Origin of the sequence: Streptomyces sp. IMTB 2501, from assembly GCF_001953885.1 — a bacterium.
GTDB lineage: Bacteria > Actinomycetota > Actinomycetes > Streptomycetales > Streptomycetaceae > Streptomyces.
Genome location: NZ_MQUS01000003.1, coordinates 230,585 through 248,263, shown reverse-complemented (window position 1 = coordinate 248,263; position 17,679 = coordinate 230,585). Strand labels below are relative to the sequence as shown.

General features: G+C 66.2%; 12 protein-coding genes and 1 pseudogene. 4 read left to right on the top strand and 9 right to left on the bottom strand.

The annotated features are described in order from the left end of the window. Positions 1-5: 5 nt before the first annotated feature. Both AV521_RS07560 and AV521_RS49130 read left to right on the top strand, forming a co-directional pair. Entirely contained in the window at positions 6-4,001 is a 3,996-nt protein-coding gene (locus AV521_RS07560; protein WP_076085328.1) for an SGNH/GDSL hydrolase family protein, read from the top strand. Between the two features lie 122 nt (positions 4,002-4,123). Beyond that, positions 4,124-4,825: a hypothetical protein gene (locus AV521_RS49130; protein WP_179022886.1), complete on the top strand. Its 702-nt coding sequence runs from the start codon at positions 4,124-4,126 to the stop codon at positions 4,823-4,825. Between the two features lie 303 nt (positions 4,826-5,128). Here AV521_RS49130 and AV521_RS07555 read toward each other — a convergent pair whose 3' ends face one another. From AV521_RS07555 to AV521_RS07530, 7 genes are all read right to left on the bottom strand, one after another. Beyond that, positions 5,129-5,635, bottom strand: a complete 507-nt coding sequence (locus tag AV521_RS07555; RefSeq protein WP_256725462.1) for a ZIP family metal transporter — start codon at positions 5,633-5,635, stop codon at positions 5,129-5,131. Between the two features lie 36 nt (positions 5,636-5,671). Then, complete coding sequence (locus tag AV521_RS07550) at positions 5,672-6,124, bottom strand: hypothetical protein (RefSeq protein WP_256725461.1); 453 nt, start codon at positions 6,122-6,124, stop codon at positions 5,672-5,674. Positions 6,125-6,280: 156 nt separating this feature from the next. Next, complete coding sequence (locus AV521_RS48580; protein ID WP_143658577.1) at positions 6,281-6,811, bottom strand: hypothetical protein; 531 nt, start codon at positions 6,809-6,811, stop codon at positions 6,281-6,283. Next, the gene (locus AV521_RS07545; RefSeq protein WP_076085326.1) at positions 6,811-9,081 is read right to left on the bottom strand and encodes a hypothetical protein; all 2,271 of its coding nucleotides are present in this window, start codon (positions 9,079-9,081) and stop codon (positions 6,811-6,813) included. Before AV521_RS07545 ends, AV521_RS48580 begins: the two co-directional genes overlap by 1 nt. Before the next feature lie 36 nt (positions 9,082-9,117). Next, positions 9,118-9,555, bottom strand: a complete 438-nt coding sequence (locus AV521_RS07540) for a hypothetical protein (protein ID WP_076085324.1) — start codon at positions 9,553-9,555, stop codon at positions 9,118-9,120. Between the two features lies 1 nt (position 9,556). Beyond that, positions 9,557-10,870, bottom strand: coding sequence for a type VII secretion-associated serine protease mycosin (gene mycP / locus AV521_RS07535; protein WP_107480839.1), 1,314 nt, complete (start codon positions 10,868-10,870; stop codon positions 9,557-9,559). A 1,745-nt stretch (positions 10,871-12,615) separates the two neighbouring features. Continuing rightward, positions 12,616-13,170 carry a hypothetical protein gene (locus AV521_RS07530; protein ID WP_143658576.1) on the bottom strand — a complete coding sequence of 185 codons (555 nt, stop codon included), beginning with the start codon at positions 13,168-13,170 and terminating at the stop codon, positions 12,616-12,618. 1,907 nt (positions 13,171-15,077) lie between these two features. On the opposite strand from AV521_RS07530, the pseudogene AV521_RS07510 reads away from it, so the two are divergent. Beyond that, positions 15,078-15,197: pseudogene (locus AV521_RS07510) on the top strand (3-hydroxyacyl-CoA dehydrogenase family protein); the annotation flags it as partial. 194 nt (positions 15,198-15,391) lie between these two features. After that, on the top strand, positions 15,392-15,652 hold the full coding sequence (locus AV521_RS07505) for a hypothetical protein (RefSeq protein ID WP_076085315.1): 261 nt from the start codon (positions 15,392-15,394) through the stop codon (positions 15,650-15,652). On the opposite strand, the gene AV521_RS07500 is transcribed toward AV521_RS07505, so the two are convergent. Beyond that, complete coding sequence (locus tag AV521_RS07500; RefSeq protein ID WP_076085312.1) at positions 15,649-16,185, bottom strand: NUDIX hydrolase; 537 nt, start codon at positions 16,183-16,185, stop codon at positions 15,649-15,651. The two genes, AV521_RS07505 and AV521_RS07500, sit on opposite strands and share 4 nt — an antisense overlap. Before the next feature lie 65 nt (positions 16,186-16,250). Further along, positions 16,251-17,591: a transcriptional regulator gene (locus tag AV521_RS07495; protein ID WP_076085308.1), complete on the bottom strand. Its 1,341-nt coding sequence runs from the start codon at positions 17,589-17,591 to the stop codon at positions 16,251-16,253. Between the last annotated feature and the right edge of the window lie 88 nt (positions 17,592-17,679).

Here is a 17,679-nt window from a genome sequence, read left to right as displayed (position 1 = left end):
CGCTGATGGGCGGCCTTCTGCAAGCCGCTCCGGCCACGGCAGCACCCAGCGGGCCCCCGCCTCGGCTGGCGTCTGGGAAGCCCCAGTCGCCCCCGTCCGGTGCGGTACAGGACCCTGATGCCAGGCTCGGGAAGGACTGGAAGACCAGCCAGGACCGGGCCGTCACGGGCGCGGCCGACAGCGGCGGATTCAAGATCCTGGCCGCTGACAGCAAGGACGCCTACACATGGCGGACGGTCGCCACCCTCGGGGAGCCGGGTCTGCCGGCCGACTCGTGGATCGGCAATCAGTGCCTGATGGACCGAGATCACGTCGCGGCCGTTTACGCGCCGCGCACGTTCACCAACAAGCCCGACTTGATGCAGGGCGGCGCGTTCGCCGCTGTCGTCGATCTGACGACCGGCAAGGTGACGAAGCTGCCCTTCACCGCGTCACTGGCGTCCTTCGACCCGTCCTGCAACACGACCACGCACCAGGCCGCGTTCACCGGCTTCAGGGACATGAACGACGCCGCGAGCACACGCACGCGCGTCATCACCGTGAACGCGTCCGGGAGGACCACGGGCACGGTGGCGGCCCGCGGTGAGATTACAGGCGCCGTACCGGTGAAGGACGGCACGGTCGCCGCACTCGGCAGCCGCCTGGTCCACCTCGACCGCTCCGGCAAGGTGAACAACCTCGCGGACGCGGACAGCGCTCCGTTCGACATCCGGCCTGCCGCCGACGGCACGATCGCCTTCCTCGACCGCAAGGGCGACTCCACGGCGCACGCCAAGCTGTTCACCGGCCACGACAAGCCGAAGGGCATCGCCTCGGGCAGGCTCGGCGATCTCGACCTCGTGCAGGGCGATGCGGGCCGGGTCTTCCTCACCGGCCGCCCCAAGGGCGCCCTGGCCACCGAGGGAACCGGCGTCACACGCCTCGCCGCCCCGGCCGGCACCGACGTGTCCTCGCACGGCCGTCTCGCCGTCGACCCGGTCCTCACTCCTGGTGTGCGCGTCGGCCTGGCGAATATCGAGGGCGCGGGCAAGGGCTTCACGAAGACCGGGGAGCCCACCTCGCGGACGGCGACGCCTGCCGATGAAGGTGACAAGGCCGTGACGGTCACGAGCACCGCCACCACCACCGGGACCAGGCTGACACAAGGCGTGCAGCAGGACACCGGCGACGGCTCGGGGCACGATCCCTCTCCGGTCCTCGCCACGGCCGACGCGACGCACCGGCCGAAGGGCTCCTCCTCGAAGGCGAGCCTGACACCGAGTTCCCCGACCGATGACGACCGTTGGTGCGCGGTGTCCCGCAACGACGTCAACGTCCAGGCACTCCAGCCGACGCCGAACCAGGTCGAGTGGGCCGTCGACATGGCCGTACGCGGTGATCTGAGCGCCAGCTACATCCGCCAAGGCGACTACCGTGCCCAGGCGGGCCTCGGCACCGTCGACCCACAGGCGCTGTTCCCCCTGCCCAAGCTCAGCGGCGGCGGCAGGATCCCGGCCAACGTGGTCCTCGGCATCATGGCCCAGGAGTCCAACCTGTGGCAGGCCGAGGGCGGCTCGATCCCCGGGCAGATGGGCAACCCGCTGGCCGCCGTCGACGGCTACTACGGCCACAAGGCCGACCCCAACGACCCGGCCGCCTACTGGCAGATCAACTGGGACAAGTCCGACTGCGGCTACGGCGTCGGCCAGGTGACCGACGGCATGCGCATGGCCGGTCACGAGAAGCCGGGCGAGACCAGCCTGTCCCCCGGTCTGCAGAAGCTCGTCGCGGTCGACTACGCGACGAACGTGGCCGCCTCCCTGAAGATCCTCGCCGACAAGTGGAACGAGGTCCACCAGAACGGCCAGAAGATCACCGTCAACAACGACGACTCGTCCAGGGTGGAGAACTGGTTCACAGCCGTCTGGAACTACAACCTCGGCTTCAACCCTCCCTCGCAAGCCGGCAGCCACTCCGGGCACTGGGGCCTGGGCTGGTACAACAACCCGGCCAACCCGATCTACGCCAAGGGCTGGGGCCATCCGTTCATGAACACCGACGTGGACGGGCCGGCGGCGAACAAGGACGCGGCTCACCCGCAGGACTGGCCGTACGAGGAGAAGGTAATGGGCTGGGCTGCCTGGTCCCAGGACACCGGCTTCTCCTACGCCACCGACGGCCGCCAGGACTGGCCCGGCGAGTCCGGCTTCTCCTCGGCCGGCTTCCGGCCCGCCTGGTGGACCCTGGTTGCCCAGCGCACCGCCGTCCAGCCGCCGCTGGAGGCGTTCTGCAACTCCAAGAACAACTGCGACACCAGCACGCCGCCGAAGTGCCCGGACGCCGAGTGCTACGCGCAGTACTGGTGGAACCAGCCCAACGTGACATGGAAGGCCGACTGCGCCACCAGTTGCGGGCACGAGAACATCAAGTACGAGAAGCTGGTGCAGGAACCGGGGCGCGGCTACCGGCTCCAGACCGGTACGCCCGTGTGCTCCGCCGCACCGGCCGGATCCAACGTCGTCGCCTCGGTGCCGGACGGAACGCCGTCCTGGAGCGATCAGAGCGGCTGCGCAACGATCCACTCCGCAGGAAGTTTCCAGTTCAAGTTCAACCCGGGTACGGAAGGCCGATACGAAGCGAAGGCCGACCTGCACTCGGTGGGCGGCGGGTACGGCGGCCACTACTGGTACACCCACACCCGCAACGCCGACCGCTTCGGCGGTGACGGCGGCTACATGACCATCGACGGCACCTGGACTCTTGGCCAGAGCCTTAACTGGGCGCGCGTCCTGGTCCACCTTCCCGACACCGGGGCGCAGACCAGGCAGGCCGCCTACACGATCGGTGGTTCTGACACGAGCAGCCCTACACGGATCGTGGAGCAGCGAGCCGGCCGATGGGTCAGCCTCGGCGTCTTCCACTTCACCGGAACCCCGTCCGTGACGTTGACCAACACCACCGCCGACGGGACCGGCGACGAGGACGTCGCCTGGGGCGCGGTCGCTTTCCAGGGCCTTCCCGGTAAACCGAACCACACGGTCGTCGCGATGGGCGACTCCTTCTCCAGTGGTGAGGGAGCCTCCGAGGGCAACCGGGACTACTACCCGGAGACGAACTGGCGCAACAAGGTCACCGGAGACCGCGACGGCTGCCACCGCTCCACCTACGCGTGGTCCCGGCAGGCAAAGCTCCCCGGCGAACAGCTCTCCATTGGCGAGCTGGACGACAACTGGAGCGCGCGGATGGACTACCACCTCATCGCCTGCTCCGGATCCCGCACCTACAACGTGATCGCTCCGGCCGACAACAAAGACGGGACATACGACAACAGCGGAGAGTTGCCGCAGATCGAGCAGGGATACCTGGACCAGAACACCGACCTGGTCACCATCTCCATCGGCGGCAACGACTCCCGGTTCGGCTACGTGATCACCCAGTGCATGGGGCCAGGGAATCCGTGCCAGGAGAAGAAGTTCGGCAACGCCGAAGGCAAGGGCGTCCCTGACGGCCCCTACCAGGGCAAGCCGCTCGCGGAAGCCATCCCGGACCTCATCAGCGATGTCGTCGCACCCAGCATCCAGAAGACGATCGAGGCAATCCACAGCAAGGCCCAGAATGCCCGGATCGTCCTCATGGGTTACCCGCCGCTGCTGTCCAACGACGCCTCCTGCCTCAACAAGATCCCTCTCGTCGGGGTCTCACCGGAGGAATCGCAGTGGCTCAACGGCGTGGCCGACTACCTGGCACAGACGATGTTCGAGACCGCTGACCTCGTCAGGAAGCACGGGGTGGACGTCGGCTATGCCAACCCGCAGGCGTTCTTCCACGGCAAGGCCGTCTGCGGTGACCCCGAAAGCATTCACGGCATTGTCACCGATCTGACAGACAGCGACGAACCGAAGATCGACTGGCCGTTCTTCCAGTTCGGTATCTCCGCGCAGTCGTTCCATCCGAAGATCGCCGGGGCGCGACTGTACGCGGACACCCTGGAGGCCGCGCTGGGCTCCTGGCCCAAGAAGTAACCCAGCCACACCGTGTGGGGAAGTCCAACAGGGCTTCCCCACACGGTTTTTGAGTACACATACTCATGCTGCCGGCCGCACGTGCGCCGCATGCTGAGGTCAGACGGTAGGAGGCCACGTTCATGAAGCGGGTCAAGCAGGTCAAGGCAGCGGCATTGATGCTTCTGGCCCTGGCGGTGTCCGCGTGCTCGGCAGAGGACCGGGCTGTACCGGAGAAGACTGTCCGCAAACTTGCCGGAACCCCGGAAGCGGTCAACGCCAGGCAGAAGTCGGAAGCTGGGCTCAGAGAAGTGGTTCAGGCGTACGTCGAGCACACGCCCTTGAAGCTCGGCCTGGTCGTGGTCCGCGACAACTGCTGGGGCGGAACAGCGAAGGGATGGCTGGAGACCAGGGACAGCGACCTGTACAAGATCAGCTGCGGTCTGAATGTCACCGCCTACTTCGGCGCCGACCCGAAACACATCGTGTCCGTCCTCGACGGGATCCTCACAGCCGGCGACCGGAACGTACCCGGCATTGAGTTCAACCACGCAGTCGACGGAGCGCTCATCGACTACTACCGGAAGCCGTATGACAAACGCAATCCTGAAGTGCCTTCGCGTGACGCCGTAAGCCAGAGTCTGAAGTGGGATCCGGTACGCGACCGCCAATGGAAACCGAATTTCATCAGCGAACCGACAGGTCCGTGTGAAAATGATCCACCGATCAAACGGTGTCTGCACGAACCGTCTTCCGCTACGGTGACCGCCATCCGCAAACAGTACGGCATGGTGTTCCAGCTCAACCTGGGCACAACCTACTTCAAAATCATGAAGAAGCATTAACCTCGATCTTGCATGAGGGTCAGTCAGCTTGCTGACGGACCCTTTCTGCCTGTTCAAGGCGGGGATTTCGGTCACGTGGGCAGGCTGATGGCCTGGCTGTCGCGCCGGGTGGGCGCCGGGTTCCACATCGGCGATCGGGGTGTGCTTGGTGTTGGTGGCGAAGCAGGTCAGCCGCAGCCCGTCGGCGGCGGTGAAGCGCAACTGAGCACCCGGATGCGGGTGCGACGACAGTCCGTCTCGGGATCGCCCGATGGCCGACTGGTCGGTCTTACCCGGCCCGGCCACCTGGCAGGTTGCAGCGCCCTACGTCTTGTCATCCCTGCCTTGCAGGGATGACAAGACCAGGCGCCCGTACGGTGTGGTGAGGGCTCCGGCTGCAGCGGCGACCGACAGTGTCAGCGCGATGAGCAGGTCTGCCGCAGAGTTGTCGCCCAGGACTTGCAGGATGCTGAGGGCCGTGCCGAGTGGTAGGCCGAGGATGGTGAGGACGCCCAAGGCGCCGCTGATCTGCTGGCTTTCCTGGGTCTGTACGAGTCTGCTGTAGTCAGCTGCTTCTGCGAGGATTTCATGGAAACGCGCAGGAAGTCGGTGCTGGTTCTGGAAGGCGAGCAGAAGATCGTTCGCTGCCCCGTGAGCCGTGAGGTGCTGTCTCCAGTAGGTGCTGCGGAAGACGGCAATGTTCCTTTCCAGTGCGGCAACCCGGCGTGCCAGCTGTGAGGAGTTGAACACCTCGGAGAGTTCATCGGTGAGCTCGTCGATGTGATCGCGCTGCCAGTCGATCGGCGATCCGGGAGTGGTCGTCGAGTTCACTCCGCAGGCGCCGCAGCCGTTCGTCGACCATCGTGCTCACGCGGACTCCTCACGTCGCCGACCGAGGACGAACGCAAACCGGTCAGGGAACACGAGTACGGGCTCCGGATGAGCGACGCGGATCTCTTCGATGCCCTTCTCGATCTCGCTGTCGCTGAAGGTGGACAACAGGGACATGTAGCGGGAGCGCACCATGCCGAGATACTTGTCCCGGCCGATGCGCAGCTCGTGCTCGACGTAGCTGAGACTGGCTTCCAACCCGGCCGCCCGAAGATGCCTCTCGATCACGGCCGGGTCCGGCTGCAACTCCTCGAAACGCGCAAGAGCCGCCTTGAACAGCGGGTACTGGATGGTGGCCGGGGGCATCACCACCAGTAGCCGACCTCCGGGCGCGAGCCGGTCGGCCAGGCCGCGGAGCGTGAGTTCCGGATCGACCACGTGGTGAACCGACTCTTTCAGCCACATCGCATCGAGTTGCTCGTACGGCACCCGAGTGCGCCCATCGGCGATGTCCTCCGCGGAAGCGTGGCAGCGGCCCAACTCCCCGGTCGCGCGTCGCGCCACAGCCCCGGCACTCGGCCCCGCAGACGTGCCCATAGATCCACCAGGCCCGTCCGGAGCGCGTTGAACTCCGATCGATGTCGGCTAATTGGTACAGTCAAGCTTCTTTGTCTCACGAGGGACAAAGTCGTTGACAAAGCGTTGGAGTTTCTTGTAGCCGGTGGGAGTATTTTCGACGCGGTCGCCCCAGAAGTCCACCACGACGGACACGTATGCGGTCTTGGTGTTACACGTTGCCTCGACCACGGCGCGGTCACTTCCGATCGACGCATGCCCTGGGAATGCGACTTTTCGTTGGGCAGCATACTTGTATGGCGATCCCACTTTGTTCCAGTCGGTCGGGTCCGGCGCCCGATCCCATCGGTTCACAGCAACGGACAGGACACCACGGCCGTCCACACTCAAGTCACACTGTGCTCCGGGGTGTGACTCGAAGGGCGTGTATTTCTGCTCCAGACTGTCTCCGTCCGGCACCAGCGACGCCAGGGCCGAATTATTAACGGGAACATGACAGAAATTATCTGGAATGCTAGGTTGCGTTTTGCTGCAACCTGCCACCGTAAGTACAACAGCACCACAAAAGGCCAATGGTACAGTGCGCCACGCTTTCACCATCAGTGAATTCCCGCCATCCCACGGAACTGGGCACCGCCATCATTGGCCCAGCCTTCGATTTGTTTGTACACGCCGTCATTGGGTGAATAGCCGGGGTGACTGTGATTGGACGCCCAGTCGGAGTTGACCGAATACCATTGATCGGCAATGGAATTTAGCTGATTGCGTCGCAGTTCGTAGGTCTGCTGACTATCGCTAGTCAGCTTTTCAGCCTGGTGCTTTTGCTCATCCATGATCCAGGCGGTGGTGAGTGCGTCCGCTCCACGCTGGGCGACATCTCCGAGACCGGGGATGAAGTTCAGCCCCGTTCCCAAGACGTGATAGCTCCACGTCTTGTCCCAGGTGTAGTCGTGTTGATCGCCCTTTAGTGCGGCGTACCGGGCATCCTCCATGAATCCGACGGCGTATCCGGCCGAACTGAGGGTGTCCTCCGGCCGTCGCGAGCTGTTGTGGATGTCGTCCATGATGGCGTAGTTCATACCCTCATGAAGCAGACCATAAGAGTTCTGACTCCGGGAGATCTGCTTGGTCATTTCCATGACTTGCTTCTGATCCAGCGTGGGACCGGCATCGGGATGGCGCCTACCGCTCGGGTCACTCATCGCCACATACGTCTCATGACCGTGATTGGTCATGATCTTCGCCATGTCGTCGCGGAGCGAGGCTGGCATGTTGTCTCCCTGCTTGGACAGGTCATCCAGCGCGTGCACGAACACCCTGTTGTTGGCGTCCGTGTGCGGCGTTGGTCCCACCGGGCGGGGCCCGTGCGGATCGATTCCGGTGGCTGCCGCGGTCAGGGCGTCGCCCAGTCCCTTGCGATCGTCCGTGTCCAGGGCACCGGGCCCGTTGATTTCCCGCTCACCCTGCCATGTAGTGGTGTTGACGACGTTCCAGTCTCGGTCCTTGAGCAGGTAGTGGAGGCGGTCGTTGGTGCCGTCGGCGTGCGGATCGAGATAGGCGGTGGACGCCTCCGGGTCACGGGCCATGATGCCCAGGGCGCCGTCAACTGGGTCATTGGCGAACCAGCCGTCGCCGTTCTTGCCGTCGAAGTTGCCGTAGAGGTTCCAGATGTGCGGGTGGTCCTTCTCCGCGGCGATCGCGCCGTCGGTGACGTCGGAGAGGAACTGCGGTGAGTAGCCACTATGTCCCTGCTGCATCAGGGTGACCAGGCTCTGGTAGCCGCGCGCCTGCTGGCCGTGGCCCTTGGCGACCGTGTTGACCTTGTCCCCGGCAGCCTTGAGATCGTACCCGTCGGCGCCGTGTTCCCTTAGGTCGTTGCCGAACTTGACATAAAACTGGGCGTCGTCGGTCCTCAGCCAGTTGTTGAAGGCGTCGTTGTAGCCCTTTGACCCGAAGGGCAGGTGTTTGCCGTTCGCGTCCTTGAAGTCCGGAACGCGGGTGGCGGTCGCCAGCGAGTCGGCCAGGCCTCCGTTGATCTGGAGGTAGGCGTTCTTGTCCTTTGTGTCGTCGAAGTACGCCATGTCGTCGATCTTGTTGGTGAGCTTGAGGGTCTTGTCAGCGCCGAGGGAGTTGAGGAGGGTCTGGCTGAAGACCTTGTCATGGGAGTTGTCGCGCATCAGGCGCTGCCACTCCTTCAGGTCATCGCCGTCCAGCTTGTCGCCGGCCAGAATCACGTTCGCGTACCCCTTGGCCTCACGGGCCTCGTACACCTCGATGTCACCGACCGCCGAGCCATTGAAGGTGTGGTTCTGTCCGTTGAAGGGGTCCAGGGCACGCTGGATCCAGCTCTTGATGCCGGCCGCTTCGTAGAGGGCGTGTTTGACGCCCTGGTCGGCGTCGTCCACTGCCTGCACAGCGTCCTTGATCTTCTTCGTCCAGGCCGCCTCGGCGTCCTTCGCCCGGGACACGTACGTGGGGTACTTCTCGTCGTGTCGCATGGGGGTGAGCTTGCTGAAGTCGTAGACCGCCTCGCCCTGGCTGTTGACAGACATATGGTCCGCCTTCACCTGATCGACAACGTCGTTCACGTGGCCGATCAGTTTGGAGAACTCCTGATGGGCTTCTCGCAGGATGGAGGCGATGGCGCGGGCTTCTGTCTGCGCGTCCTTGAACTGCTGGCGAGTGGCCGCCAATTGCGCGGCCCTCGCCGCGGCAGTGAGACCTGCCGTGTCCTCGGTCGCGGCCGACTCCACCTTCGCGGCGTAGAGGGTCTCCAGGTCCTCGAAGCCGCCGGCCATGTCGTCCCAGTCGGTAGCCGCCGTCGTAAGCGTGCCGAGCTTGATGGTGACCACGTCCTGATAGCTGAGCATGCCCGTCCTTCTCCCCGTCCCCGTTTCCCCGATTTCCTAGACCTCGCGCCCCTGGTGGGGCCCGGCCTTGATCTGCACTGTCCGACTGCCGACGCCGTAGTCGACGTACTGGAGATGCTGGTGGCTGCCCTCCAGCGCCTCCTTGTCCTGCCCCAGGCGCCCCTTCAGGTTCTTGACCTGCAACTCCCATTCCGCGTGGGCGTCCTTGAGCCCGGAGCCGGTCTGCCAGCCGCTGAACTCCCGCACGGCCGTGGCTGTGGACTCGTCGGCGTGACTGCCGGCCTTGTCCGTGTCCCGCGGTATCTCATCCTGCAAGGCCTTGACTGCGGCGTCGTTCCCCGCCTTGTTCGTCTTCAGATCAGGGGCACCCGCGGCGCCGCTTCCTCCCACGCCCGCAGCACTGTCCAGCCGCATCCCGTCCTGCCGACGGGCCAGCGCGTCGGCCTTCAGCTGCTCCCACTCGTCCCACGCCATCTCAGGGCCTCCCCCCGTAATTACTGTCTCCGTACCACGGCGTCTGCCCCGGCCCAGCCAGCGTGGATCCGGGAGCCTGGGCTACCGCCGCTGCACGTCGCCGCCTACGTACCGCCGCAGCGGCTAGAGCCCCACCCGCAACCACGACAACTCCCGCACCCCCGAGAATCCATGGCAGTGCAGAGCCGCCGCCCGTAGACGCGGATGCTGCCGGCGATGGGTTGCTGCCATCCTTCGAGGAGGCCGTAGCCGACCCGTTCGGTGCCTTGGACACGGCTTGCTTGAAGTCGGGCAGCGGGTAGACGCCGGCAGGACCGGGGTCGCCGGGGTTGGTCAGCGCGATGCGGGGGCGGACGGCGCCGTAGCCCAGGTAGTCGGTGCGCTCCTTGCCGCTCGTTGGCTTGCTCGCCGTGTCGAGCATGACCCGCAGGACCTGGTTGTTGGTCCAGTTCGGATGATTGGACCAGATCAGGGCTGCGGAAGCGGAGGCAATCGCCGTGGCGTCGCTGGTGCCGTGCGTCTTACACACCTTTGTGCTGCTTTCGATGCACGCAGCCACCATGTCCTGACCAGGCGCTACCAGATCGACCTGGGGGCCGTGCTCGGACTCCTTCGTCACTTTGACGCTTTCGTCGATCGCCCCAACACCCACTACACCAGGAGTCGCCGCCGGGTAATTGACTTCGTTGAGGGCGTCGCCGTCATTACCCACGCCCGCGAAGATCAGTTTGCCCTTGGACAGCGCGTAGGCGACGGCGTCCGTCAACTCCTTGGAGTGCGCGGTACTCGCCTGCGAGATGTTGATGACCTGGGCGTCCGAGTCGGCCGCGAATCGAATGGCCTTGGCCATGTAGGTGGGGTAGTCGTCCGGGTTGCCGTCGGCACGGCTTTGCTCGATGAAGTCCGGGATGCGGATCGGCAGGATCTTCGCGCCTGGGGCCAGCCCATAGGAGCCATTGGCGATGCCCCGGCCGCCGGTGCCTGCGATGAGAACGGCCATACCGGTGCCGTGACCGTCGTAGTCACTGCGTTCGTCCCCAGGATGCTTGGAGTAGTTCTTGCCCGCCACGACCTGACCACGCAGGTCGGGGATGTCGGCCTGCACCCCGGTGTCGATCACCGCGACCGTGATGCCCTTGCCCGTGCTGACCTTCCACATCTGCTCGGCCTGCATGGCCTTCAAGTGCCACTGCTGGTCTTTGATGGTCTCAGCGTGGGCGGGGGTGACGGCGAAGCTCGCCAACAAGACCCCGACGGCTGCGGACACGGCCCGGCTGCGCCATCCGGCCCGCTCGCTGCAGCTGCGCATGGTCATCCTTCTCGTCCTAGGTCTCCATCGGGCCCTTTAGGCAGGGGCGGCGGGGTCGGTCGGCTCTCCCTGGCTTCTGCCTGGAGATCCCCGTCCTCTGTTCGGTCGGCTGCTCGGCTGTCAGCGCGCCTGTCGCGAAGGGAGCGGTCGTCACGCTTCCGGGCGGAGGCGGAGGCGCCACGGGATGAGCCACCACGGCGCGGCAGTGACTCGTCTGCGGTTGTTTCACCAGCGGGCCGTACGCCTTGCGAGGTGGTCCCTGCCCGTCGGCGGTCTCGGGAGGGTCTGGGCTGTCCCCCTACGATGCCGTTGGACGTGGCGGGCATGCGCCCCCTCGGTGCGCCCTCGCGGTTCACGACGGGGTCGTCGCCGCGGGTCGACGTGGTCCTGGCAGTAGGGCGTCCGGGCGTCGTGCCACGGCCCCTTGGAGGCTGCTGCTCGTTCGGAGTACCCCCAATGACGTTGCCACGCGGAATCCCACCGGGAGGTCTTCCTGCCGACGGTGAGACCGGGCGGCCGCCTGTGATGCCGTTGGCGCCTCGGGCGGGGCTGGGACTGAGCGGCCCGCGCTCAGGGTCAGGCTCGCTCCCATTCACGCTGGGACCGTAAGGCCCACGTCCAGGGACGCGCGGACTCCCGGAACTGCCCGGTCCCGATGGTGCGGGCAATGAGCCCCGCCCTCCGTATACGGGACGCTCACCGCCTCCCCGAACACCCGGTGTCGGCACTTTTCCGACCCCGAAAACGGGTGGAAGCGCACCGGTCGCCGACGGCGTCCTTACGTCCGGGCCGCTCGGCCCAGCCGACGGCGCCGAATGGGCGGGAGGCACCGTCGGGGCGGGCGGAAGAGTTCCAGTGCTGTCGATCACCGTGTTCGGTACATCCACATGAGCGTTCGGCAGCACATGATGAGGGACGTCGACCTGACTCTTCGGACGATGCGTCGTGGACGGCTGAGGCAGCGAACCGGTCGCGCCGGAACGGGAACCGATCGCCGCCTCATGGGCGTTCGGCTCCACACGGGCAACTGTCGCCGAACCCGCGTTCCCCTGCGTGGTCGGGACAGCAACAGGGGCTCCGTCGCGGACGTTGGTAGGCACGAACTGTTCCGGCAGTTCGGGAAAATTCGGTGCCTCCAGCGCGTGGATCTGTTCCGTGGATGCTGTGTACGACTGGGCGAGTTTCATCATCAGCCCACCGGCCTCGGCACGGGTGTTGGCGTACCGGGTCTTGGCCTTCGTTACCTCGGAGTCCGACGGACCGCCGCTGTGATCGCCGACGTTCGTCGCCTTCGACGCGTGCGCCTCCAGCACCGAGCGCGGGCCCGCGCTCTGCTTCCGCAGGATCTCCAGCTGGGGCTTGACCTCGTGCAGCGTGTCCGCCGCGTGGCCCAGCCACTTGCCCGCGTTCTCGCTGTAATCGCCCAGGCTCACTGTGGTCAGCGCTGCTTGGTAGCACCACGTCCGGAACGCCGCGCCCCCCTCGCCCTCCCACTCGACCGCCATGCTGTGGGTCCGCAGATCGCCGCCGATCTCCTTGATCGTCTTGGCGGCCTCCGTCAAAAGCTCACCGAGGCTACTTGCGGTCGGACCGTCGGCCGACTCGACCATGGCCCACAGCTGTTCGGGGTCTTGGAGCAGGAACCGCTCCTGCCTGACCGTCTCCCACATGCGGCTGGCAAAGTCAGACATGGAGCCCCACCGCCTTCCCTGTCGAAACCATCCCGTCGCACTGTCTCATCACCACGGACATCACAAGTCGCCTGCCTGCGAGTCCGACGTGGAGCCGTGCCGGCCATGGCCGGACGCCCCCGCCCCACCGTCAACGTGTCCCTTTGGTCCCGGCCGACTCTCATTCACAGCCAGCTTGTCGGCCTCGACACGGATGCGGTGCAGGCGATCGCGAACGTCGGCGTCGAGATTGTGATAGTTGCTCTTCGACGCGTCGACCGTGACCATCAGCCCCTCGATCTGCAGCGCCAATTGCTTGGAAAGGCGCTCCAGCTGGGAATGCACCTGGGTGTAGGCGCCGTGGAGCGCGTCGGCTTCGTCGAAGTTACCCAACCGCCCCGTCGGCAGGCCGCCGTCCGCGATCCTCTGCGGGGCGGCCTTGGACTTCTCCAGCTGAGTCAGAAGGTCGTTCACCCGGTTCTTGAAGGTGGTCAGAGTTTCAGCCTCGACCCGCAGTTCCTGGGCCATGACGGCACCAGCACTTGCGATCGGGCCTATGCCGGACGCGGCCAGCGCGCCAGCAGCCGCTTCCAGCGCAGCCGCAGTTGCCTGCGGATCCCCCGTGTTGCCAGCCATCGAGCCCTCCCCCGTGCGATCAGCCCCTCAGCAGCACCTTAGCCACTCGCTTGTGGTGCCCCTGCCATCCCCATCCGTAACAGAAGCAACCCAGGCACGATAGTCGTGATCTTGCCTGGTCACAGAATTTTGACGCCGCTCGTAGCCCGCGACTGACCGGAAAGTGACCGTGCCGTACGTCACAGCTACGCTGCCGTCTCTGGCTACCTCCTTGTTGCACCCAGAAACGGGGCAGGGGCGGCGTCCGTCGTCAGACGCAGGGGCGTCTCGCGAATGGCTGGTACGGAAGGAGCCCCTACCTCGGCCTTGGCAGGAGCTCTGCTATGCCGCCGTTCGGGCAGCCCGGCCAGCGCATGACGGGCGTAGCCTTCCGCTCAAGGGATCACCTCACCACCCGCTCAGACGTTCATGGCCCTGGCGAATACACCGACTCCGACGGAGTTGGCCCGGGTGGATCCTCTGCTGGTGGCGCCCACCGTGACATGTCCGGCGCCGGACTCCACGACGTGTCTGGCGGCGCAAATGGCCCTGCGTGGTTGTGCATCAGGAGCAGCATCACCACAGCGAAGCCGATGGCCACCACGATCAAGGCGAAGCCTACGGGGTTCCGCGGATTGTACTCGTAGCGGTTCGTCCCCCACTTGCTCCGCTTGAAGACGGGCTCATTGTCGTCGAAGCGCACGGCTACGACCGTATTGCGAGCGCTCGAAGCACTTGAGGAAGGGGGTCGATTTCAGAGCGATGCGACGGCCATCAGCACCAACCAACGCGAGCCCTTCGGGCCGACCCGCCCACTCGTTCCGCCGCCTCCAATCCCCGCCCGCCACAGCCGAGGCGGAGGGCATCAACGGCACCGCGATCGTCGCTCTCGTGGCCACGCTACAACGACATCAGCCCTGCCTCACGGGAGGTCGCAGAGCCGCCTGCTGAGACCGACGGGACCATGTTCTGTTCCCTGGTCAGAGGCGTCCACCTCGCCTACGCGCCAGGGACTTTTCAGGGACTTTCAGCGCTGTCCGAGGGACTTCCGAGGGACTTTCCGCCACGTAACTCGGCAAACCCCTGAAAGATCGGAAAGGGCCTCCTCTGCAGGTCAGAGGCCCTTCCCCGGGCAAAGCCGCAGGTGGCGGCAGACGAGTCGGGCTGTACGCCGGGTTCTGGTCTGCATGCGACACGAGATGTCAGGGCGAAGTCGTGTGTCCACGACGTTGCGGCCGAGCCGATCCACGTCTGCAGCCACCGTCGTACAGCCCCCTCTCATCGCGAAGCCGAGGGCCCAGCTTCGGCTGCCGACACCTCCCAGTCGTCGGCACAGCCGATGATGTGGCACCCGACAGACGCGGCGGCAGTCAGCACGTCCTCGTGTTGCCGCTCCGGAGACCACGTGGCGAGCTTCATCCGCGATAGCCGTCGCACGCCGAGCAGGCCCTTCCCACAGCCGTCGTGGACATACGCCGCCGAGACCGGCTCGCCAGAAGCCACCTTTCCCAGCACGCCAGCCTGACCTGGTCGGATGAAATATTCGGCAGCCGCAGCCCGAGACCTACCTCCCCGGCCTCCACCTCCGCGCCTCAATGATCTGGATCAACGGCCTCCTCCAGGGAGGACATGTTCCACGTCCTCCGGCACACGTACGCGAGCACCCAGCTTGAGGCCGGCGAGTCGGTCGTGAGCGTGTCGGCGTGGCTCGGGCATGCTTCGCCGCCGACCACACTGACGCACTACGCTCATTTCAGGCCCGGTGCGGCCAAGCGGGGCCTCGCCGCCATGGACGAGTGGTTCAGTCAAGATCCACAACCGAATGTCCCTGAGAAATCCCTGGGCGCCCCGCAGGCACGCAGGCACGCAGGCACGCAGGCACGCAACAGGCCATGAACCCGCAGGTGAGGGCAGTGATCGCGCACACTGACAGCGTGTACGCCGAGTACAAGGAGCCGCTGTACGCCGCTCCCCCGCTGCCGCAGCGCATGGTCGACGCGGGCCGACTCGGCCGGAAGACCGGCTCGGGGTTCCACACCTACGCCTGATCACACAGAGCTACGACTTACGGGCCCGGCACCGTACTCGGTGCCGGGCCCATCTGTTTCACTCCCCGTGTGCGCGCCGGGCACGCATATGCCCGTCGCACACGCTCCCCACGCGCCCACCAGGCGAGTTGACTCCTCATGCGCATGCAAGGGATGCGGAACCATCCATGCCGACTACCGAAAGGAGTGGACTCGTGACCGCCGAACCGGAGCATCCCGTGGTCCACGGAGAACTCGCAGAGTTACGGCGCCGCCTCGACGTGGCCTACGCCCGCGTCGAGGGCGGGCTGGCGTTGCTCAGTCATCGCACCGAGGAGACCGCCAAGGAGCTGGACGAGCTGAACTCCCGCATGGTCTCACTGGAACACACACGCTGGCCGCTGCCCTCGCTCGCCGCGCTGACAGCACTGGGCGCGCTCGTGGTGACGATCTGGCAGGCGCTGGCCGCGCACTAGCCGTCGGCGAGCCTGAGGTGGTGCAGCAGGAGTAACGCGGCCGCCATGTTGGCGGCCGGGACCTCCCCACGGGCGATCATGTCGGGGACGAGCTTGAGCGGGACCCACTCCCGGCGGTCCGACTCGAAGTCGTCCACGGGATGCCCGATGTACTCGCCCCGGTCGGACCAGTAGATGTGGTGCCGGGCGTCGGTGAGGCCGTTGGACGGCTCCACGCTCATGAGGTGGTGCAGGGGTCCCGGCCGCCAGCCGGTCTCCTCCTCCAGTTCTCTGGCGGCCGCGCACGCTATGTCCTCGCCCTCCTCCACTACGCCGGCGGCCAGTTCCCACCCCCAGCTGTCGGTGATGAAGCGGTGCCGCCACAGCAGCAGCACCTCGTTGGCGTCGTTGACCACGGTGGCCACGGCCACGGGCCGCAGCCGGATCAGGAAGTGGTCGAGATGCCGGCCGTCCGGCAGCTCGACATCAGCGAGATTGACGCTGAACCAGCGGTTTGCATACACAGTTTGTTCGTTCTGTTTCGTCCACTGCACGGTTCTGCCACCTTCCGCCGAGTAAGTGGCAATATCGCAGCAGGGACTGTGCACCTACAGAGGGCCTACAGCGGTACGCGCAGTGCTCCGTCGATGAGTTCGGCGGCCTCGGCGGTCCCGGCCGAGCCACAGCGCACCAGGTGTTCGCGCACCGCGCGGAGTCTGTCGCGCAGCCGCTGCGACTCCATCCCGCGGGCCTGCTCGGCCATCTGCACGGCGGTGGCCACCGCCTTGTCCGCGTTGCCCTGGCGCAGCTCGATGGTGCTGAGCATGGCGAGCCGGTGCACCCGCCCCCGGTCGTGGGCCGGATTGTCGACCGCGGCCGCGGCATGCTCCCGGGCGGCGGCCAGCTCGCCGAGACTCAGCAGCGCCTCGGCCACCTGCACATTGACCAGGCCGGGCTGGACATAGCCGGTCTCGTCGGGCTCGTAGCCGCGCCGGATCCGTTCGGCGGCCGTCTCCGCGCGCCGGATGCAGGACAGGGCGGCCGCGGAGTCGCCGAGGTGGGCGTAGGCCTTGGCCTGCATCGCGTACAGGTCCGAGGCGAGCGCAGGTGTGATGTGCTTGCCGGCGGCCCGCAGCGCGGCCTCGGCGAAGGCGACGGCCTGCCGGTACTCGCGCATGTACAGCGACTGGTTGACCAGCAGTGCTATCACATACGCCCCAAGTCCCCGGTCCCCGCTGGCCTTTGCGAGCCTGAGCGCCTGGTGGAAGTAGCGCTGGGCGAGACCGTGGGCGTCGGAGTCGTAGGCACAGATCCCGGCGATCGCGACCAACCCGCCGGTCGCGCGGTGCAGTTGGCGTCCGGTGGCGTCGGTGTAGCTGCCGCGCAGCAGCGGCGCCGCCTCGGCGTTGAGGAAGCCGACGATTCTGGTGCGGGTCGCGATGCCGCCGGCCTTGCGGTACATCTGCTCGTAGTGCGTCCGCGCGGCCCGCAGCATCTCGATGTCGGCCGCGGTGACCCGGTGCCGGCCGCCACGCGAGACGTCGACGTCCTCGGGCGGGTTCTCCCACTCCCAGACCGGCATGACGGCCGGGGTCCCGGTGACGGCGGGAGCGCCCAGCACATGCGGCCGCTGCTGTTCGTCGGAGCGCCACAGGGCGGTGGCCCGCTCCACGAAGCCGTTCAGCGAGCCGACGTGCGGGGTGCTGGGCTCGCCGGGTACGCCAAGGCCGATGTCGTCGAGGGTGACGGGGCGGTGCAGACGGGCGGCGAGCACCTCGCAGATCAGGTCGGGGACCTGGCCGCGCGGCCGCTGGCCCTTCAACCAGCGTGCCACGGCGGTGTGTTCGTACCGGAGCGCGAGGCCCCGTCTCCGGCCCGCCTGGTTCACATGGGCGGCGAGACCCGCGTGCGAGATCCCCGCCTCGTCCAGGATCGCGTCGAGCAGAGTGTTGGGCTGCATGGGATGCCCCCCGGGTGGCCTGATGCGGTTCAGCGTAGTGACTCCGCCTTCACACGGGGTGTGAACGGAGTGCCCGCATCCGCAGCGT